Annotated in this window: 18 protein-coding genes and 1 pseudogene; 4 read left to right on the top strand and 15 right to left on the bottom strand. The window is 28.0% G+C overall.

Translation table 11 applies throughout. The features are described 5' to 3' along the window. Nucleotides 1–58: 58 nt before the first annotated feature. From JJC05_RS01320 to JJC05_RS01255, 14 genes and pseudogenes are all read right to left on the bottom strand, one after another. A complete protein-coding gene (locus JJC05_RS01320; RefSeq protein ID WP_235878010.1) occupies nucleotides 59–2,233 on the bottom strand; it encodes a gluzincin family metallopeptidase in 2,175 nt (724 codons plus the stop codon). A gap of 923 nt (nucleotides 2,234–3,156) precedes the next feature. Further along, nucleotides 3,157–5,963, bottom strand: a pseudogene (gene uvrA / locus JJC05_RS01315) (excinuclease ABC subunit UvrA). Between the two features lie 719 nt (nucleotides 5,964–6,682). Continuing rightward, on the bottom strand, nucleotides 6,683–7,318 hold the full coding sequence (locus JJC05_RS01310; RefSeq protein WP_105196433.1) for a LysE family transporter: 636 nt from the start codon (nucleotides 7,316–7,318) through the stop codon (nucleotides 6,683–6,685). A 32-nt stretch (nucleotides 7,319–7,350) separates the two neighbouring features. Continuing rightward, nucleotides 7,351–8,247 carry an ATP-grasp domain-containing protein gene (locus JJC05_RS01305; RefSeq protein WP_258929393.1) on the bottom strand — a complete coding sequence of 299 codons (897 nt, stop codon included), beginning with the start codon at nucleotides 8,245–8,247 and terminating at the stop codon, nucleotides 7,351–7,353. A 124-nt stretch (nucleotides 8,248–8,371) separates the two neighbouring features. Next, entirely contained in the window at nucleotides 8,372–9,082 is a 711-nt protein-coding gene (locus JJC05_RS01300; RefSeq protein WP_235878008.1) for an NRDE family protein, read from the bottom strand. Beyond that, on the bottom strand, nucleotides 9,070–9,558 hold the full coding sequence (locus tag JJC05_RS01295) for a hypothetical protein (protein ID WP_105196437.1): 489 nt from the start codon (nucleotides 9,556–9,558) through the stop codon (nucleotides 9,070–9,072). Before JJC05_RS01295 ends, JJC05_RS01300 begins: the two co-directional genes overlap by 13 nt. Next, nucleotides 9,555–9,956 (bottom strand): DoxX family protein, encoded by a 402-nt coding sequence (locus tag JJC05_RS01290; RefSeq protein ID WP_105196439.1) that lies wholly within the window; start codon nucleotides 9,954–9,956, stop codon nucleotides 9,555–9,557. Before JJC05_RS01290 ends, JJC05_RS01295 begins: the two co-directional genes overlap by 4 nt. A gap of 585 nt (nucleotides 9,957–10,541) precedes the next feature. Continuing rightward, the gene (locus JJC05_RS01285) at nucleotides 10,542–10,796 is read right to left on the bottom strand and encodes a hypothetical protein (RefSeq protein ID WP_235878006.1); all 255 of its coding nucleotides are present in this window, start codon (nucleotides 10,794–10,796) and stop codon (nucleotides 10,542–10,544) included. Between the two features lie 34 nt (nucleotides 10,797–10,830). Then, nucleotides 10,831–11,568 (bottom strand): YncE family protein, encoded by a 738-nt coding sequence (locus JJC05_RS01280; RefSeq protein ID WP_235878004.1) that lies wholly within the window; start codon nucleotides 11,566–11,568, stop codon nucleotides 10,831–10,833. 198 nt (nucleotides 11,569–11,766) lie between these two features. After that, nucleotides 11,767–12,162, bottom strand: a complete 396-nt coding sequence (locus JJC05_RS01275) for a thioredoxin family protein (protein WP_105196441.1) — start codon at nucleotides 12,160–12,162, stop codon at nucleotides 11,767–11,769. A gap of 16 nt (nucleotides 12,163–12,178) precedes the next feature. Then, nucleotides 12,179–12,769, bottom strand: coding sequence for a peroxiredoxin-like family protein (locus JJC05_RS01270; RefSeq protein WP_127823120.1), 591 nt, complete (start codon nucleotides 12,767–12,769; stop codon nucleotides 12,179–12,181). A gap of 85 nt (nucleotides 12,770–12,854) precedes the next feature. Then, the gene (locus tag JJC05_RS01265) at nucleotides 12,855–13,475 is read right to left on the bottom strand and encodes a Crp/Fnr family transcriptional regulator (protein ID WP_240668940.1); all 621 of its coding nucleotides are present in this window, start codon (nucleotides 13,473–13,475) and stop codon (nucleotides 12,855–12,857) included. 564 nt (nucleotides 13,476–14,039) lie between these two features. Beyond that, nucleotides 14,040–14,561: a superoxide dismutase family protein gene (locus JJC05_RS01260; RefSeq protein ID WP_235878003.1), complete on the bottom strand. Its 522-nt coding sequence runs from the start codon at nucleotides 14,559–14,561 to the stop codon at nucleotides 14,040–14,042. A gap of 174 nt (nucleotides 14,562–14,735) precedes the next feature. After that, nucleotides 14,736–15,260: a DUF8685 domain-containing protein gene (locus tag JJC05_RS01255; RefSeq protein WP_127823118.1), complete on the bottom strand. Its 525-nt coding sequence runs from the start codon at nucleotides 15,258–15,260 to the stop codon at nucleotides 14,736–14,738. A gap of 862 nt (nucleotides 15,261–16,122) precedes the next feature. Here JJC05_RS01255 and JJC05_RS01250 point away from each other — a divergent pair. The 3 genes from JJC05_RS01250 to JJC05_RS01240 are packed head-to-tail and all read left to right on the top strand — an operon-like array spanning nucleotide 16,123 to nucleotide 16,985. Continuing rightward, nucleotides 16,123–16,329: a hypothetical protein gene (locus JJC05_RS01250; RefSeq protein ID WP_235878001.1), complete on the top strand. Its 207-nt coding sequence runs from the start codon at nucleotides 16,123–16,125 to the stop codon at nucleotides 16,327–16,329. Further along, on the top strand, nucleotides 16,313–16,777 hold the full coding sequence (locus JJC05_RS01245; protein ID WP_235878000.1) for a hypothetical protein: 465 nt from the start codon (nucleotides 16,313–16,315) through the stop codon (nucleotides 16,775–16,777). The genes JJC05_RS01250 and JJC05_RS01245 overlap by 17 nt, the downstream gene beginning before the upstream one ends. Nucleotides 16,778–16,790: 13 nt before the next feature. Further along, complete coding sequence (locus tag JJC05_RS01240; RefSeq protein WP_088395097.1) at nucleotides 16,791–16,985, top strand: hypothetical protein; 195 nt, start codon at nucleotides 16,791–16,793, stop codon at nucleotides 16,983–16,985. Between the two features lie 7 nt (nucleotides 16,986–16,992). On the opposite strand, the gene JJC05_RS01235 is transcribed toward JJC05_RS01240, so the two are convergent. Next, nucleotides 16,993–17,556 carry a helix-turn-helix domain-containing protein gene (locus JJC05_RS01235; RefSeq protein WP_235877998.1) on the bottom strand — a complete coding sequence of 188 codons (564 nt, stop codon included), beginning with the start codon at nucleotides 17,554–17,556 and terminating at the stop codon, nucleotides 16,993–16,995. 143 nt (nucleotides 17,557–17,699) lie between these two features. Between JJC05_RS01235 and JJC05_RS01230 the strand changes: the two genes are divergently transcribed. Beyond that, nucleotides 17,700–19,787 (top strand): hypothetical protein, encoded by a 2,088-nt coding sequence (locus JJC05_RS01230; protein ID WP_235877997.1) that lies wholly within the window; start codon nucleotides 17,700–17,702, stop codon nucleotides 19,785–19,787. The last annotated feature ends 21 nt before the right edge of the window (nucleotides 19,788–19,808 follow it).

Genomic DNA, 19,808 nt, shown 5'->3' with positions numbered 1-19,808 from the left:
TATCCTTTTGCGGTTTCGTTATTTCCAAATGAATAACGAGCGTTAAATACAGAATAGTTTAATGGGGATAAGGTGTCTTTCGATAGAGGGCTGAATTCCTTTTTACAAAAACTTGCCTGAAAGAAAGGCTTTTGTATTCATTTTTGGTAATGTCAGCATTTCGGAATCGAAAAGTAAGTGCTGGTATAATTCTAAAATAAGAAGCGTTTTGAATATAATGAAAATAGGAACTAGATAAGGTAAAACGGGTTTGAAAGTTATCTTTAGAAGGTTTGTTTAATGAATAACCTATAAAACCACTACCTGTTAATGATCGGGTATTGAATGAATAACTTGGATTTATTTCATAATTAAAAGGACGTGCTATAAAACTTTCATTGTTTAGAATTAAAGATGCTAATACGCCATCATATACGTTGTAATCAATATTGGGGTAATAAAATATTTGATTGCGTTTAGAATCTTCTAAATCTCTAAAAAAAGTGAAATGGATAGGCCGATTGGGTTTTAAAAAACCAGTAGTTTTGTAGTTGTTTTTTTTGTTTAATTCTGGATAATAATTATTTTGATTAATGACAAATTGGTCTAATTCTTTTTTATTAAAAGTTAAAATAGTATCTTTTTCAAAGTTAGGAATAATCCATTTTTCAAATATTTTGTCTTTGTTTTTATAACCACTTAAGGTGAAAGGGAGGTTCGTGTTTTGATTTTTTTTAATTTCTAATTGAATTTGATTATCTCGATTTTGAATTTTCCCAAAATAAAAATCAACGGTTTCTTTAGAAGGTACTAATTCTTGAAAAAACCAATTTATATCTTTTTGTGTGTTTTTTTTTAAAATGTTTTCAAAATCAATATTACTACAAAATTTTTCTTGATTAATCTTTAAAAATTCTTGGATGCTTTTTTTTAAAGATTGATCTCCTAAATAGTTTTCAAGATATTTAAAAGCTAATCCTGCTTTGTATTTAAGGGCAATTTGTTCGTTAAATTTGCTTAATTTATTTTTAGGTGTAGTAAGAGCTTGATCTAAAGTTTTTCTGGCCATCATTAGATAAGCGTGATAATATTGTTCGTTGAATTTAGCGTTTATTAGTTCGTAACCTCTTAGTATCTTAAATCGGTTAAGAGTTCCTGCTAAATTGGCATTAGGGTAATATTCTTCTATATATTGGATTAAATAGTAGTATTGAATAGCATCTAATAAATAATGGTCTTTTCGCCAGTCGATATTTAAATTAGATTTTAAAAAATTTTGTGAGTAAACTTTTAAAAATTTTAGTTCATATAAAAAACTATTAGAAAAAGGACTTAAAATGCTTGGTAGTTGATTGAGACCATAAAAAGGATTTCGATCATAATCAATTTGAGAAATAAGAAGGCGTTTTGTCTTAGATTTTCCTAAATGAGTTTGAAAGTAGTTGGTAATTCTATCAATAATAAGGAATTTTTGAATATCATTAACGTTTTTACTATCTAAATTGGTTATGATGGAAATATTGTCGTTAGATAATGTTTCGAAAGTTTTATTTTTTTCTATTATAAATTGATATTCTTTTAAGTTTTTGCTTTTAAAAGTTTTTGAATCTATTGAATCTAAATTAGAAGTAATGCTGTATTGATTGGGTATGTCAAATGAAAAAAGTAATTCGTTAACCGTTTCATAGGTTGCATCTTCTGTGTTTTCATTACTATATAAAATGCCTGTATGCCTGTCTATTTGTTTGTTGATTAGTAAAAAACAATCTTTTAGATAAAAATCTTCTTTGTTTGTTCCCCATCGGGTAAATTTACTATTAGGTATTTTTAGTTCATAGTCCAATTGAATTTTTATAGAATCTCCTGATTTTAAAAGAGGGATATCTATTGAAAATAAATCTATTTGATTGGGGATCCTTTCTGGTTTGATCTCTGTATTATTTACTGTAATAGAATTTATATAGGTTTCACCTCTTTCATTTTTATTAGATAAGTGGAAATTCCGAACAAATTGATCCGATAGTTTTTTTCCAAGTGGTGTTTGCCTATTAGAAAAACTATTATTCCAATCATTAAAAATTAATCTATCAATAGAATAAGGGTATTGGTTTTTATATGTAATTTTTGATGAACAATTATTTTTTTTTGAATGAGGCTCTAAAGAGACTTTGCAATCTAATGATTGTTGACTGTATAGAGAGTTTACATTCGTTAATGTAAAAAATAAAATAATGAATAAGAGTTGTTTCTTCAAAGTTTTGGTTTTATTGCAATATAAATAAAGAATTTCAAATTATATAAATTATATAGATAGTTGAAATTAAATTTTAGTTATCTCTTGTTATTATAAAAGCTTTCTTGTTTTAAAAATATGAATTATTCCTGTTTTTGTGTGGATTTTAAGATGCTTTTATGATTAAAAATAGATGTTTTATAGCGTGTTTGTTTTAAAAGAGGAGATGAATAGTTATTTGAACGGAGAAATGAAAGTAAAAATCATGTAGAATGATATACATAGTAAAAAATTGCAAATAGAGATAAAACGACTATAAATCCAGATTATGTGTTAGAAATAAAAAGAACTTTGAATCTAAAAAAATACACTTTTATGTTCTTAATTAGGTTGTTTTAAAAGTTTGTAATCTTGTCATTTATAGAAAAAGAGAAATCATATAAATAATTAATAATGTGAGTTTTTGCTTTGATGGAAGTAAAGAAATGACGCGTTAAATCAATGCTTTTTCCCTACATCTGCAAGAAGAAAAGGTTATGTATTTTTTACCTTTTTATCTTTATCATGAAGGCTAATGCGGAATTGGGATAATTAAGGGAGTATAAAAAGTGCAAAGGAAGACAAACTTTGTTTAATAGGGAGGACTTGGTTGTATTTGAGAATATTATATAAAGAATAATATTGTCTAAAAAATGTAATAAAGGTGTCCGAAAAGCAACAATCTAGTATTTAATTTATTGTTTTGATGCGATAGAAAATTTTGCGATCAGGATTTTATGATTTATTTACCTGTTACACTTTCTTTTGATCAAAAGAACAAGATTGCTATTTTTTAGGACACCCCTTTATAAAAACAAAACCAACCTAATTAAATTTTATTATATCAGTATCCAACTTAATATGAATTAAAATCTTATGAATGGTTATCAAATAGTATGCCAAATCTATAATTTGCTTTTTAAATAATGTCCTGTAATTGATTTTTTGTTATTTGCAATTTCTTCAGGTGTGCCAAAGGCAAGTAATTGTCCTCCATTTTCGCCGCCCTCAGGTCCTAAATCTAGAATATAATCAGCACATTTAATCATATCAAGATTATGTTCAATAACTACAATAGAATGTCCTTTTTCGATTAGTGCATCAAATGATTTTAATAGTTTTTTGATATCATGAAAGTGGAGACCTGTTGTGGGTTCATCAAAAATAAAAAGAGCTTTGTCCTTGGTGGCTCCTTTAACTAAAAAAGAAGCCAATTTAATACGTTGTGCTTCACCTCCAGAAAGAGTAGATGAAGATTGTCCTAATTGAACATAACCTAAACCAACATCTTGTAAGGGTTGTAATTTTTGAATGATTTTATTTTGGTTTTTTGCTTTAAAAAAGTCTAACGCATCATCTATAGTTAGGTTTAATATATCATCTATGTTTTTACCTTCAAATTGAATTTCTAGAATTTCTTTTTTAAAACGTTTGCCATTGCAAGTTTCACAAGGTAACGAAACGTCTGCCATGAAAACCATTTCTACATTTATTGTACCTTCTCCTTTGCAGCTTTCACATCTACCTCCGTCTACGTTAAAAGAAAAATGTTTAGGTTGATATCCTCTTAGTTTAGAAATTTTTTCTTTAGCAAATAAATCACGAATGTCATCGTATGCTTTTATATATGTTACAGGATTAGAACGCGAACTGCGACCTATTGGATTTTGATCTACATATTCTACATGTTTGATATGAGAATAACTACCTGATATTTCTGTAAATTGTCCTGCTTTTTCACTTACACCTTCTAACTGTTTTTGTAATGCAGGGTATAATATTTTTTTTACTAATGTGCTTTTACCTGATCCTGATACTCCTGTAATGATTGTTAATACGTCAAGGGGAATTGTGATATCTAGATTTTGTAAATTATTTTCTCTAGCACCAATAATCTCTATATGATTTTTAAATTTTCTTCTTTTTTGAGGTATATCTATCGTTAATTTTCCATTTAAATATTGGGACGTGAGGGAATTGGATTTTAATATTTCTTTATATGTACCTTGTGCTACTAAATTACCTCCATAAGTTCCAGCTTCAGGGCCAATATCAATGATCATATCAGCTGATTTCATGATATCTTCATCATGTTCTACTACTATTACGGTATTGCCTAAATCACGTAATGATTCTAATACTTTGGTTAGTTTTTCAGTATCTTTTGGATGTAATCCTATACTGGGTTCATCCAGTATGTACATAGAGCCAACTAAACTACTTCCTAATGATGTAGCTAGGTTGATACGTTGTGACTCGCCGCCAGAAAGAGTAGCGGAATTTCTGTTGAGAGTTAGATAATCCAGTCCTACATTTTCTAAAAATGCCAAACGGCTATTGATTTCAATAAGTAGTCTTTTAGCTATTTTTGCGTCATATTCTGATAAATTTAATTCTTTAAAGAAAGGGATTAATTTACGGATAGGTAAGTCTACAAGTTCAGGTAATGTTTTGTGATTTATTTTTATATAACTTGCTTCAGGTCTTAGTCGTTTTCCTTTACAACTAGAACATTTTGTTTTACCTCTATAACGAGATAATAAGACTCGATTTTGAATTTTGTAGTTTTTTTCTTCTAATTCTTTGAAAAAACTATGAAGCCCTTCAAAGTATTGATTACCCTCCCAAATTAATTGTTTTTGTGATTCTTCTAATTGAAAATAAGGTTTGTGAATGGGAAAATCAAATTTATGTGAATTATTAACTAATTGATCACGATACCAACTCATACTTTCTCCTTTCCATGGAGCAATACAGTTTTCATATACTGATAATGCCGTATTAGGTATTACAAGATCCAAATCTATGCCTATTATATTGCCATATCCTTCACATACAGGACAAGCACCATAAGGATTATTAAAACTAAATAAATGAATATTAGGTTCTAAAAAGGAAAGACCGTCTAATTCAAAATTAGCACTAAATGTTACTTTTTCATTCGTATTAAATTCTTGCAGATGACAAAACCCTTTTCCTTCATAAAAAGCTGTTTGAACAGCATCCGCTAATCTATTATAAAAATCTTCTTCATGGCGTATTACTAAACGGTCTATTATTAATGAAATTTCGCTATCAGCATAGTGTTTTTTTGCATTTGCTTCTTCGGATTCAATAAATTCATCTAAACGAATAGTTTCATTATTAATTAAGATTCTACTAAAACCTTGTTGTAAAAGTACTTTTAATTTGTTTTCTAAAGATCTTCCTTCTTCTAAATGAATAGGGGATAAAAGTAAATAACGACTTCCTTCATCTAATTTTTGAATGTGTTCTATCACATCTGTTACAGTGTGTTTTTTAACTTCTAAACCAGAAATAGGAGAATACGTTTTACCAATTCGGGCAAATAAAAGTTTTAGATAGTCATAAATTTCAGTAGAAGTACCTACAGTAGATCTTGCATTGGTGGTATTTACTTTTTGTTCTATTGCTACGGCGGGAGCAATTCCTTTAATATAATCCACTTTTGGTTTATCTAGTCTACCCAAAAATTGTCGTGCATAGCTAGATAAACTTTCTACATATCTGCGTTGTCCTTCTGCATATAGTGTATCAAATGCCAAGCTTGATTTACCAGAGCCTGATAATCCAGTAATAACAACTAACTTGTTTCTGGGAATTGCAACATCTAAATTTTTTAGATTATGGATTTGCGCTCCTTTTATAAGTATATTTTTTTAGGGTCTAGAGTTTGGATATCTTGTATCATTTTAAGAAAAACGAATTTTTACAAAGGTAAATAAATATAGTTTTAAAATAAGAATGTATAAAGTTTCATTTTAGTAACGTTTTAAAACTATAAAAGAGTATTAAACTTTTAGTTAAGATTAGTTGTCTTAATTTTTTATTAATAAGGGATTAATTTTTTAATAAGTATTGTTAATTCTTAATATGAAATGTATTTAACGGATTTTTTTAAGTTTAACCCAAATATGCGGTAGGAATTTATTACAATAAATAAGAACTTTAAATCTAAAAAGCGTACTTTTTTATTGCATTAGGGTTGTCTTAAAGGTTCACCATCTTGTCATTTATAGAATGGGAGCGAAATCACATACTATAAATAATGTGACTTCTCCCTTGGGTCGAAGTGACAAACTACGACTAGATTACGGCTTTTGCTCCCTATCTAGAAAAAAGAATTGTTCATTTTTTGTCTTTTCATCTCGAACATGAAGTCTAGTACAGAATTTAGGTTTAAAATATTTGTTGATTGAAAACTAAAATATTGTTGTATACTGGTTGATGAGTTGTTTTTTATAATGATTAATTAACTACTTTAATTTATGTGCTATATAATTTTTATTTTCAATTGTATAGCTATCGTTATTTCTATTTTTAAAATAGTATTTTATGACTTGTTGAATTTATCATTTAAAAGTAGTTAATTGATATTTTTAGTTGAGTTCATGCTTAGAATTAAAAAGTTTAGTGGATAAAATAATTTTTGTTTTTTATTAAAATAAAAGCTTGCCAAATGGCTAAACATACAAAGATTTTTGGGATATAATTTTGTAAGGGCAATTGAGTGTAATTTACAGTTTTATCTAAAAAAACAATCAAACTAAGCATACCTATAAAGGTTCCTAACGAAGCACCTATAGTATATGATAGTATTCCGTTTTGTTGAAAATTGGCATATTTTTCATTAAGTATATATAAATTCCAGCTAAGCCAAAAGGGGATTTGACTAAAGTTAAGACTACTTAAAATTATTCCAGTAATAAAAGGATAGTTTATTATTTGTATTACAAGAGGATTATGGGATTCTTCTGGAGTAGCTGATTGTTTAGCTAAATAGGATAGAAGTAGTAAAAAAGCAATACTAAATAATGATATTTTGGTTTTTAAATGAGGGGTTAAATTAATTTTAGAAACGCCTTTGGCCGTAAAAAAAATAACTAAACTTTCTATGATTACAACACCTAATAAATAAAATAATGTAGAAGTTATAAGATCTTGTTTAAAATAATGTAATCCCATTATGTTTAGATAGCCAAGAGGTATGGAACCTATGAAACTTATAGAAAATCCTACAATGCTATTTTTAATTTTTAGATACATTTTTGTTATTTATAGTCAATAATTATTTGTAACTAAACTTGAGTTAGTCTGTAAAAATGTTCTTGATGTTTACGGTATTCATTCATACCTTCTTTATGATTGAGGTAAGGAATACCCTTTATATGATTTTGTTGGCTAATTTGAAACATATAACGAATATGTCGGGCAATTTCTTTCCAAGCAAAAAAAAGAGAATGATTGGGGTCATAAATGTGAGTAGGTTCACTTGCTGAACCGTTTAACTCTACAATCATAAAGTTTTTCCCTTCTTCTAACTCTTCCCAAGTATTATACATTAAATCCATACGACCATAATAAAAACCATCTATTTCTTGACACATAGTATCAATTACTTCTGTTAGCTTTTTAGAAATTTTATGACTTATATCTAAAAATTTTGTTCCTCTGGAATGGTTGCCAAAAGGGACAAGATTATAGTTTTTTCCCTTTGGTAAAATATCATGAATTTTGCTGCCCAATTCTTTTTGTAAAGCATTTAATTGTAACTCATAGCGTGGATTTTGTTTGATAAGATTTTCAATAGAGCTTTTTCCATCACCTGTAATAATCATAAATTCTTTTGATACAATTCCTGTAATACGTCCTTTTTTTTCATTAGGTAAACGAACGTAAAATATTCCCACTTCATTAGTATAAGGAATTAAATCTTGAATAAGATAATCAAATTCAACACTTTCGTGATAACTTTTTAGTTCTTCTAAAGAATGAACACGTTTTACAGCACTTCCGCGTAAACCTATGTCAGGTTTTACGATGAAGGGATAAGAAAGAGGGTACTCTTTAATACTTTTAATAGAATTTTTATGATTTATTAAATAAGTTTTAGGATAGTATTGCTGTGGAATTAAAAGGTATATATCATTTTTACTTTCATTAAAAAAACCACCGTTTTTAATGGTTGGGTTCACAGTATTAAAAAGAATAAGGTACGTGAACGTAAAGCATAATAGAGCCACAAAAAATAGATAGGTATATAAACAATTTGGAATGGCCAATATTCCCAGTGCGTTAGTTTATGTATAAAAAGTTTCATTATAACATTAAAAAATTGTTGTCGTAAGTTTTATCATTAATCAAATCTTTATGGCTGAAAATCATTTTGTTTTGATTAATAACTGTTTGTGTAATACTTTGCGTGATTAAGGTGTTATTTCGGTTAATAATAAGTCCGTTTTCTTTGTCGTCTGAATTTGTATGTTCATGAAAATCTGCTATATCCTTGGCTTTAATTATATTTTTACTTTGAGTAAATGTCTTGAATAATAGTTCTCTTTCTGTTCTAATATTATTAGAATATAGGGTGGATGAAGACCAAATATAACTTTCTTGATTATTTAATTCTTTAGTATTCTTTACATTTCCATCCCACCGTAATTGATAGAGCCTTTTATTTGCATAAGCAATTAGAGTAAAGGGTTCGATATCATCAAGATTTATTTCAAACCATTTATTTATACAATCACAATTATCAAATATTTCAAGTAAGATTAAACCTCTACTTTTTCGGTATTTTTCTTTTGGTGTGTGTTTTTCAAATGCACCATTTAGTAAAACCATAATGTTTCCTTTGTCATCTAATACATACCAGGTACCACCTGCTTTTGAATCTTTAGGAAAAAACATTTTCTTACGTTCCCCCATATACGATTTGGGAACCAATGCTTTAGGTCGTGCTATTTTTTCATCTCTATTTGAAGTAATAATGACCTTATTATTGCTAAAAACATAACTTACTGTACACATATTTTGCGAAATTCAATGGTAGATGGTGCCACACCAAAAGTTTCAGAAATTGAAATATATTTAAAATTTAATAAAGCAACTTTTATTAGAGCTTGATGATGAATACAATGTTCTAAATTGTAAAGTACTTCTCTAAAATAATTGGTTTCTATAAGAGTTGGGACTCTAGAAATAAAATGATTTATGACGAGATTTTTATTTTCTTTTTCAATTTGATTAATAATTATATCAATAGCAGAAATGGCTTGAGTTCTTATAGTTTGTATACTAATTTCTCTTTCTCTATTATCATAATTAATAATACCGTTATCATATCCTTTTAAAAGGGCTTGATATAATTCAATAATATGTCGAGAATGTTGTCCTATAGTGGCATTGCTTAAAGAAAGGATAGGCTTAATATAATCAGGATCATGTAATTGTGTAATAATTTCTTTTAGTTCTAAAAGGGTATTTTTAATTGCGGTAAAATTCATAAAAATGTTTTTTTAAATTGATTATAATCTTTTATTAAATCGTTTTTATATAAAAGAGAAAAATAGGCACTTATTGTAAAACAAATACAGGCTAAGATATAAAGAACTCCTCCGTCATTTATAATCACAATTCCTAAAATACATAAATGCGATAATAAAGCAATGGTCATATTTATTAAAATAAGTAAAGAAGCATAAAACTTTGTTCTATCAATAAACAATAGAAATGGGCAAATTAATTCTATGATTCCAGAAAAAATCCTTCCAAAGGGTTCTATATGTAGTTTTTTAAAGATATAAATAGATTGAGGACTAGCGGTCAGTTTGTAAAATAATGTTTGAATTAATATTATTGTTAAAACAAGTTTTAATATAAAATGTATTTTAGAAGAGTCCATTTGTAAAAAATCAAGTTAATATTGTTTTTTGTTTTTCAAAACTTTTTGTTGTTTGAATATGAAACGGATGTTAATATAAGAGAATACAATCTGATTTCTGTTTAAATTTTTGGATAAGAAATGAATAAGTTGCTGTTTTTTTAATAAAAAAGTTTCGATTACAATGTGAGATAAACACTAATACTAAAAAAAATAAAAAGTTAACATATAAAAATGCTTAAAATAAGAAGGCTGTTCTAAAAGATTGTAATTTTGTAATCGATCGGAGGGAGGCTTCTAGGAAATGAATAGGTAAAGCAAATTGCATAGTGTTGAAATGTGATTTTTCTTTCATAAAAGTAAATGATAACCAAGATGTTAAGTGACTACTTTTTAGATGTTTATATTCATTTGATCCAATTCAATAAAAATGAGATATTTAGTAGATAGAGTTAAAAACAATAAAAAATTGTTTGTATTTTAATAAAAAATTTAACAGAGAGAAAAAGAAATAGTTTCTTTTCTCTCCATTAAAATGCTTAATAAAACGCTTGTTGAAAATTAATTAAAGTTTAGACTATTTGTTACTAAATCAAAACGACTTAATTATTTAATATTTCTTTTATAATAAGTTAAACCAAAAGGATTGTTTTCAACAGTAATATCTTGTTCATATACTAATTTATTCTGATTTACCTTATATGCTGATACAGTTGTTCCATTAGGTCCAGAATGCGTTGCGAAAACTTTACTTCCTTCTTTATTTAAAACTAAATTATGAGGTACAGGTTTATTAGTTGCAATAGGAGCATAATTTTCTGTTAGATCAGTTGTTTTAATAGAGTATATTTGTCCTCCCATTATATTAGTAACAAAGATATTATCTAAGTTAGGACTAGGGTATAACCCATGAGCACCGAGGATATGATTTTTGAGAAATGATTTGTAATTTTTCGCTGTCAATATTGTATACTTCGCCAGATTGACAAGGTACAATTAGCTTATTGTTATTAGGTAAATGAAATAAATGAGGATCTTTGCCTACATTAACTTCTTTTAATTTTTCATAATTACTAATAGAATACATATATATTTTATCAGGCATTGTTGAATCAGAGTTAATAATTGAAACATAAGCTTTAGTTCCGTCTTTTGTTAAGAAAACATCATGTGGCTTCATGTCTAAATTAATCGTTTTTATAACAGAACTAGTAGCTAAATCAATAACAGAAATGGTATTGTCTATATCATTATTAACCCAAAGTTGCTTACCTAATTCATCAGCCCACATGTGGAATACTCCATTTCCTACGTTTATTGAGCTTTCTAATTTTTTTGTACTAGGGTTAATAATATGAACCTGTTTATTTTTTCTATCCCCAACGTATAGTTTGTCTTTAGAAGGAACAAATACTAGATACATAGGTTCTGAATTGGTAATTTTCAATGTGCTAGTAACAACATTCGTATTGGCATCAAAAAAGCTTATTGAAGAGGAATTTCTGTTTGCAACAGCAACTGTTTCCTCGTATAAGTTATTTTGATTGTTATCATCATTACTCTTTTCACAAGATAAAATAAAAAAGCTACTAAGGAAAGCTTTTAATGTTAGATTTAAGAATTTGTTTTTCATATTGATTAAAATTTATTTTCGGTGGTAATAAATGGATTATATTTAGTCCGTTAGATTTTTTATAGATTATCTTAATTATATACGAAGTGTCTGAAAAGTCAAAATTTAACGTCTAATCTGTTACTTCAAGGATAAGAGAAATCACAAGATTATAACCTTTTGGAATACCTTTATCTAAGGACTATTTTATACAATAAATTAATTTAGTTTTTTAATAAGTTCTGCCTCGGTTATGAAACCTAAATTTTCCCAAATTAATTTTCCATTCTTATAATAGTGTAGAGTAGGAAGTCCTTCAACATTTAATTTTTGAGCTAATTCAGGATTTTTATCAGTATCTATTTTAATTAGTTTTATTTTTTTCTCTTTTGAAACTTTTTCTAAAATAGGTGCTAACTTTTTGCAAGGACCACACCATTTTGCATTAAAGTCAACAATTATTATAGAATCTTTAGATAATAATTGATTATATTTTTCAATAGTTAATTTTTCTAATTTTATTTTTTCCTGTTTATCTGATACTAAATTTTTAGGAGTTTGTCCGAAAAATGAAAAACTGATTAATAGTACAGCAATTGTGAAAGGTAATTTCATCTTTAATTTTTTTAATTTATAAGTTTTTTAATACGTTTAATAGTAATTTATCTGAAATACGATTTTTATAATCAGGCGCTATGTATTCAAAAATGACTTTGTTGTCTTCACCAATCACAAATAATGAAGATACAGGCAAGAAATTTTTGTTAACATTGTTAGAGCCTTTACTAATAATAGATTTGTATGTTAGAGGAGCCTCATAAGTAATTCCCATAGCAGTTAATAAATCTCCTTTACTATCAGAGTAAAGAGTATATTTTAATTTATCTTTATCAGAAGTTTTAACTAATGAACTAGGTGAATCAGGACTAATAGCAATTATTTGGTAGCCTAATTTAATAATATCATTTTCAATTGTTGCAACATTACTTAAATGCACATTACAATAAGGACACCATCCACCACGATATACAATTAATACGGTTTTCTTTTTATTTGTGATAGAATGAGTAGAAACAAAGCTACTATCTATTTTTTGAATTTGAGCATTAGGAATGGTTTCTCCTATTAAAATAGGATTGATCCCAGAAGAAGAAGAAGCTATATGTTTTTGTCCTAAAAGCGTTAAAGGAAAAAATAGTAAATAAAAAAATACATTTTTCATAATTCTCTTTATTTTTATTGTTACGATGTAAAATTAAGAGGAGTGAAAAATGTATTTTGTAAGATACTTTACAAAAGCCTAAAAATTATTGTAAAAGTTTAATATTTGAGATAATAATTTCTTTACGAGTATATTGAATAATTCCTTTTTCTTCTAATTCTATTAATAGTTTGGTAGCTGTAGGTCTAGAAGTACAAATAATTTGGGCAATATCTGTTTGAGTTAGATAATTTTCTAAAACAATGTTATTTCCTTCATTATTTCCTTCTCTTTCACACCAATCTAATAAAAATGTTTTAAGACGAGTTTTAGCATCCTTAGACATTAGGTTTGCATAATTATTTTTGATTCGCTTTAGTTTAAGCCCCACGAATTTCATATAACTTAATGCTAAATCAGGATGTTTGAGCATCAGATTTTCAAAATCAGATAATAAAAAGCTACATATAGACACTTCTTCTGTTAATGCAACAGCTAATTCATCAGATGTTTTATCGGGTTCTAAAGTTAATTCACCAAACAGATCTCCTTTTTGTATGATATCTTTTATGATTTCATTTCCGTCATGATCAATAGCAACAATTTTAATACTTCCTTTTTTTAATAAAAAAACCCGAGGACTTTCAGAATCAGAAAAATAAATAATTTCACCTTTTTTAGCCTTTTTAAAACCAACAATTATACACAGCTGTTTGAGCTGTGACATACTAAGAGTTTTGAAAAGTTTGTGATCTCTTAAATACCAATATTTTAGTTCTTCATACATAAATGTTAGATTGGAATTTAAAAATAATAAATTAGATTATCTTAAAATAAATGTTAACAAAATTTTATGTTTATTCTTGTTGACGTTAAAAAAATATATTTTAATAAGAATAAATCAGAAATTACTAAAAGTTAAATAAAGAGTTTAACCTAGATTGTGCATTAGATTTCGTTGTTAAGAAAAAATTTTCAATAAATTCAAGTGCTCACAGAAAATTTTAGAAGATGAAATAATCAACTATTTCGATGAATAAAAATGGAGTGCGTGCTTAAATTGGAAGAAAAATAAAGAGGAATAGATTTAGGCTTTTCCAATTCACTTCGTTCGAATTTGGGTTAAACATTGATAGATGTAGAATAAAAGTACCCTAATAATAGTTAATGGGATGTTTTTTTATATTTATAAAAGGAAATGAAACTATTGAAATATATAGAGAGAAGAGGCAATAAAAAGAGGCTATTTTTATATCTGTCAGGTTTTATTAAAACCTGACAGATATAAGGATTATTTTAAGATACCAGCACAAGCAATTCTGCCTCCAGCATTACCTGTTGGTTGAGTAGTAAAATCGTCTACACCTTTATGAACAATTAGACCTTTACCAGTTATGTCCCTTGCGGAATCACCACAACCAATGCACCATTCATTAGTTGAAAATGTAACAACAGCATTTCCTTTATCATCTGCAGTAAAGTTACCAATATCCCCTCTATGGTATTCTGCTTGTCCCCATTTACCATGTTTTTTAAAAGTAGGATTCCAGTGTCCACCTGTTGAATTTCCATCGGGAGCAGAACAATCAGCCTTTTCATGCAAATGAATAGCATGTTCACCCGGTGTTAAACCACTCATATTCGCTACCATTGTTATAATGCCATTTTTTTCAGAAAATACAGCAGTTCCAGTTACTCGGCTATCACTTTTTGAAGAAAGAGCCACGTTGATTTCATTTTTTGTTACGTGTGAACTTTGACAGCTACCATATAACGCTAAAATAGAAAGACCAAAGACAATTTTTTTTTTCATTATTTTAAAGATGTTTAAGATTAAGACTTAAAAAGTCCTTTATTTAATCCTTTTTGATTGAAAATCCTATACTTAAATATAGAATTAGGATATAATGCAAATTTAAAATATTGAAACAAGCCTGATGTTATTAACGATAGTTAAAATTTATATAAATATAAGTTAAACAAAACCTTATTTTGATTTTTCACCTACAAATTGATCATTTTGTGATTTAAATAATACGTTAAATGTTGTTAGAGTTCCGTAAATACGAGTAATATATTGTTGTAACTCAATTTTTTCAAATTCTTCCAATTTACTAGCATTAATTTTTTGTTCCATTACACGTAATCGGTCTCGTAACATTACTATTTTGTGAAAAAAAGTGTCAATTGGTATTTCTTTAGTTTGTAAACCAGCTTGTCCAGGAATTAATTTTAAAGAACCACCTTTCCATTTGTCACCAATAGCTACTGGTTGACCTAGTCCGTTCCATTTTTTTAAAATAGAAAGTAAACTTTGTTCTACATCATAAAAACTGACAGTATCGACTTCGTTTCTTGTTTCTTCAATAACTTCAAATTTGCTATCAATTAAGATGGTTTCAAGTCCACCTTCAATAAATGTGACCCAATATTCTTTTGAAGACACATTAGTTACTACACCTTTTCCTAATTCGGGATGATTGATTCGGGATCCTATACCTAATAGATTCATTTGTATTTATTTTATTAATTAAAAAAATAAGGGCTAACAATTAAAATATACAAATACAATACAAATAAAAAACCCCGAAAACCCCAATAAAACCAAGGCTTAACAACAAATTAAGCCTTTTTTGTACCCAAAATGAAACGTACAAAAACTACCATTTACTACCATTTAACTACCGTTTATTTAATTATTAACTACCATTAAGTAAGTATATACTACCATTAAGGGACAAAACCAACAAATAAACTACCACAACAACACACTAAAACCCTTAAAAACCTAATAAAACAAGCGTTTTAAGCACTTACAAGCAACCAACGCACCAAAACCAATACAAGGTGAAGCAAACCTCATTTAAACCCTTTTAAACCCTTTTTTAAAAACAATTTTAAAGCCTAAAAAAAGGTACGTTTTTTTATAGGGTGTAACATAGGGTGTAACGTAGGGTGTAACTTTTTATATAAAAAAAAACGCTGAATACCCCCCTATAATACAACATTGAAACACTATAAAGCCTAAAAATAGCATTTACACCCCCCCATAATAACACAGCTTAACAACTGAAAATACTATAAAAAACTAATTATCAAGTAGTTATAAAAAATAAAAATTTAGCAGTATATAATAAAAGGGTATTAAACCATTTATTACATTCCTATAAAAAGTGCATTTTCCTGTATATGAAAATGTTAGGTTTATAATGTTTATTATATTGATTTATCTTAAAAAGCAAAGTAAACTTTAATAAAATATACGGAAAAACCGTAAATACAATATAATTTAAAATATTACTTTAGCTGGCAAAATATTTTCATATTGTTAGCAAGAATCGTTAATTTAGTTGCTTAATTAAAATTTAAAAACTATGAGGAAATTTATCTTATTATTAAGCGTTTCACTGTTGTTAAGTTCTTGTACCTACCAGGATGTAGTAAATTACTTAATGGGAAAAGAAAGCAATTTAAACGAAGAACAAAAAGAACAAGTAAATAAAGGGGCTAATTCTGAACCCCCAAGCAGTTATACACAAATAGTTGATGAAAGAGACACAAATAATGGAAGACCAAGGTAAAATCAAACTAAGAATACTACTAAGTTTTATTGTTGTTTTATCCGCGATACTTTTAGTATCAGATGATTTAATAATAAAAAACTTTGATATTAAGTTTAAAAATAATTTTGGCTTTTCAAGTTCACAAAACTTAATCTACAACGTATCACAATCAATTAGCGGCATCATAATAGTTGCCTCTATTCTTATTAAGGTTAAGCCTTATAGAATATCTTATCTATTCATATTTTATATCCAGTGCTTACAGCTGTACTGGGTATTCTTTCATGTAACTAATACTTCTTATGAGTACTTTAGTTTTTCGGTAATCGGCTTAACTCTATTGTTTGCTTTATTAATTGTTGTAATTAATAGAGCGGTTAAAGATAATGAGTATAAAAATCAAAAAATTGATTATCTAAAATCAATGCTAGATTTGCAATTAATCTTGAGAAACAAAACAATATAACTTTCAAATTTGAATGGATAGAAAAGGATCTACATATTTAAAGTTATTTGTATTGGCTGAAGAGGCAAAAGCAAAATTTAATTCTGGAGAAATAACCCAAGAAGAACTTGATATAATAGCAACTGAACTTATTAAAGAAGGAGATAAAGAAGATAAAAGAATTCAAGAAAGTTTTTTAAATTCTTTTTTACAAAATCTAATTGAATAAGAGTTTGTTATCGTTCGATTGTTTTTTTGATTGGTAAGCTATTTATACTTTCTCTAAAGGCATCACGTGAAATAAACATGTGAATTTCGTTTATTTGTTTTTTCATCAAGCTATCACTTTCATCATTGCTCTTTTGATAATTAGACATAGTACTATATAATAATTCAATCTTTTGCAAGAAAGATTCTTTTTCTTGATTAAAATTAGTGATTATATCAATTTGGCTACTATTTTGGCTTTTGGTAAATAGATCTTTGTAATATTTTAGTTGCTCTTTCAATTCCTTATTAGAGTCTTTTAAAATATTAACTTGTTCAGATAACATTTCAATTTTCTCTTTTAAAAAATTATTTTTTTCGTTTTCTTCAAAATTTACTTTGGAAATAGAATTAGAGTTCTCGGCTTTTAATTTAGAAAAAATATTGTGCAATAATTCACTTTTTGTATCTGGGATAATTTCGCCTTTTTCATAATTTATAATGGTTCTCTTGGCAACACCTAAAAGTTTTCCAAGATCTGATTGAGTTAAACCATACTTCTTTCTGTTTTCTTTCAATATTGAGCCATCCATAATTATATATATAAAACGTTTTTAAAAGTGAAAAAATGCACTTTAATTTTTTGTAAAGTGAAATATTTCACTATATTTGCTTTAAATAAATGCAACAACATGTTTTGCATATACTAATACAAATATAGTAAAGATTTTCGATTATGGGAGCTTATGAAATGTTTGGAGAAAAAATAGGAGTTAAGATAAAGTATCTGATATCTGATATTGACAATGGCAAGAGCAAAAAAATTAAACATGAAAATTCTATTAGTGTTGTAAAATACGACACATTGCACAAAAGACTTGTATCTAAGACCTGTGTTGAAACAAAATTGCGTTCTGCATCATATACACAGGATGCTTTAGTAGAATTTGATACACTTTGTCAAGATTGGCGAAAAAGGCTTATTGAAACATTCGGAAACCCACCCGAGAAAATCCGTAAGAGTTTTTTACAGGAACGCTTTAAAAAGGATTATGAAGCGTTCAAATACTTCAACGATTACAGATACGGTAGTAACCAAAAATTACCTGACGAAATAATAGAGTTATATACTTATAATGCATCTGTTTTAAATGCGGTTATTCGTGCGAAAGACGACCGCCAAAAATATCGTAAAGCTCTTGCAACTACAAGAATGGAAAAGTTTGATATATGGCAATCTTTATCAAACGATGTAAACGACTTTAGGGATGTAGAGCATAATTTACCGCAAACAGCCGACACCTTAAGACATAAGGTAACAAAATACATAAAAGACAGTTATTACTCGGTTGTTTCAAAAAAATATGGAATGAGGAATGCCTCAAAAATAGTTTCAAAAGAACAAATAGCAGTTATTAAGCAATTACTGCGAGCGCATCAAAATCTGCAAGACACACAAATAGCTGAAATATATAATAAAATAGCTTCTGAGACCGCTTGGAAAACCATTGATGCTGTAACTGTAGCAGCGTATAGAAAAAAATACAGATTAGAAACAGTTGCAGGTGCCGAAGGGAAAAAAGCATTAAAACGCTTGTTAGAAATGGCTGTAAAACGTCAAAAACCTTCAACACCTATGTTGTTCTGGACGCTCGACGGCTGGGACGCAGAACTTCTCTTTCAAAAAGAAGAAGTAATAAAAGGAAAGAAAACAAGAACTTATCACAATAGACTTAATGTAGTTGTTGTTTTAGATCCTTTCACAAAATATCCTATTGGTTACGCCATAGGTGAAAAGGAGAACAGCCAATTAATTAAAGAAGCATTAAGAAACGCAATTAACCACACTAGAGAGTTATTTGGTCAGCGATATATTCCGTATCAATTACAAACGGACAATTTCGCTAAAAAAACAATGAAACCGTTATATGAAGAGGCTTCTAAATATTATATTCCTGCTAAGGTGGGTAATGCACAATCAAAAGTAATTGAGCGTTATTTTAAGTCGCTAAACAGTAAACTACAAGCCGAATTAACTCCTAACTGGTCGGGGCATAATATAATAGCAAAACCAGAAAATCAACCTAACGGCGACGTTTTAAATTTGATAAAAAAAGATTTTCCTGATGCCGTAGGCTGTGCAATGCAAATTATGGAGCTTTTAGAGGGAGAAAGAAAAGAAAAAAGAGAAGAGTATTTACAGGCTTGGGAAGAAATGGATGTTAATTATAAACAACCGCTATCTACTAATGATTTCTTAAGATACTTTGGCGAAACTACGGGCTATACAAACAAATTAACTGGAAGTGGTATAACACCTACTATTATGGGGCTCGAAAAGGCTTATGATACATTCGATTTATCATTTAGACAGCATGCATATATGGATTGGGCAATAAAGTATGACCCAATGGACTTAACAAAAGTTCTCGCAGTTAATGCAAAGAGCAAAGATGGGCGATGTCAAGAAATCATAGGAACTACAGAGTTCCTTTTAGAAGAAAAATATATACAACCTATGGCGCTTGCAGACCGTTTACCTAGCGATGCACAAGAGTTACACAAAATTTACAATTTTAACAATCAACTTCACAATCATATCATAGCAGATATAGAAGAAAACAATCAGATAATATCAGGATTAATTGCTTTGAACCCTCAATTACAAATACTCAACAAATTAATGATAACTAACTCGTTAGGAAAACATAAGGAGATTAAGCAATTAGAAACGGAAAAACCATTAAAAATAAACAAAAATAAACTTGTAGAGTTAAAGTCAACCGAATATCAAATTATAGACGATGTCCAATCTCAATACTAGACAATATGAACAGAAATGCAA

This window comes from Flavobacterium davisii (genome assembly GCF_019565505.1).
Classification (GTDB): Bacteria; Bacteroidota; Bacteroidia; order Flavobacteriales; family Flavobacteriaceae; genus Flavobacterium; species Flavobacterium davisii.
Note: the sequence above shows the minus strand (reverse complement) of the source record. Positions and strands in the feature narration are given on the sequence as shown.

Coding starts and splice junctions, on each gene's coding strand:
- JJC05_RS01310 (WP_105196433.1), bottom strand. CDS start 7,318: ATGTATCTAAAAATTAAAAATAGCATTGTAGGATTTTCTATAAGTTTC.
- JJC05_RS01300 (WP_235878008.1), bottom strand. CDS start 9,082: ATGTGTACAGTAAGTTATGTTTTTAGCAATAATAAGGTCATTATTACT.
- JJC05_RS01295 (WP_105196437.1), bottom strand. CDS start 9,558: ATGAATTTTACCGCAATTAAAAATACCCTTTTAGAACTAAAAGAAATT.
- JJC05_RS01290 (WP_105196439.1), bottom strand. CDS start 9,956: ATGGACTCTTCTAAAATACATTTTATATTAAAACTTGTTTTAACAATA.
- JJC05_RS01285 (WP_235878006.1), bottom strand. CDS start 10,796: ATGGGAGGACAAATATACTCTATTAAAACAACTGATCTAACAGAAAAT.
- JJC05_RS01280 (WP_235878004.1), bottom strand. CDS start 11,568: ATGAAAAACAAATTCTTAAATCTAACATTAAAAGCTTTCCTTAGTAGC.
- JJC05_RS01275 (WP_105196441.1), bottom strand. CDS start 12,162: ATGAAATTACCTTTCACAATTGCTGTACTATTAATCAGTTTTTCATTT.
- JJC05_RS01270 (WP_127823120.1), bottom strand. CDS start 12,769: ATGAAAAATGTATTTTTTTATTTACTATTTTTTCCTTTAACGCTTTTA.
- JJC05_RS01265 (WP_240668940.1), bottom strand. CDS start 13,475: ATGTCACAGCTCAAACAGCTGTGTATAATTGTTGGTTTTAAAAAGGCT.
- JJC05_RS01260 (WP_235878003.1), bottom strand. CDS start 14,561: ATGAAAAAAAAAATTGTCTTTGGTCTTTCTATTTTAGCGTTATATGGT.
- JJC05_RS01255 (WP_127823118.1), bottom strand. CDS start 15,260: ATGAATCTATTAGGTATAGGATCCCGAATCAATCATCCCGAATTAGGA.
- JJC05_RS01250 (WP_235878001.1), top strand. CDS start 16,123: ATGAGGAAATTTATCTTATTATTAAGCGTTTCACTGTTGTTAAGTTCT.
- JJC05_RS01245 (WP_235878000.1), top strand. CDS start 16,313: ATGGAAGACCAAGGTAAAATCAAACTAAGAATACTACTAAGTTTTATT.
- JJC05_RS01240 (WP_088395097.1), top strand. CDS start 16,791: ATGGATAGAAAAGGATCTACATATTTAAAGTTATTTGTATTGGCTGAA.
- JJC05_RS01235 (WP_235877998.1), bottom strand. CDS start 17,556: ATGGATGGCTCAATATTGAAAGAAAACAGAAAGAAGTATGGTTTAACT.
- JJC05_RS01230 (WP_235877997.1), top strand. CDS start 17,700: ATGGGAGCTTATGAAATGTTTGGAGAAAAAATAGGAGTTAAGATAAAG.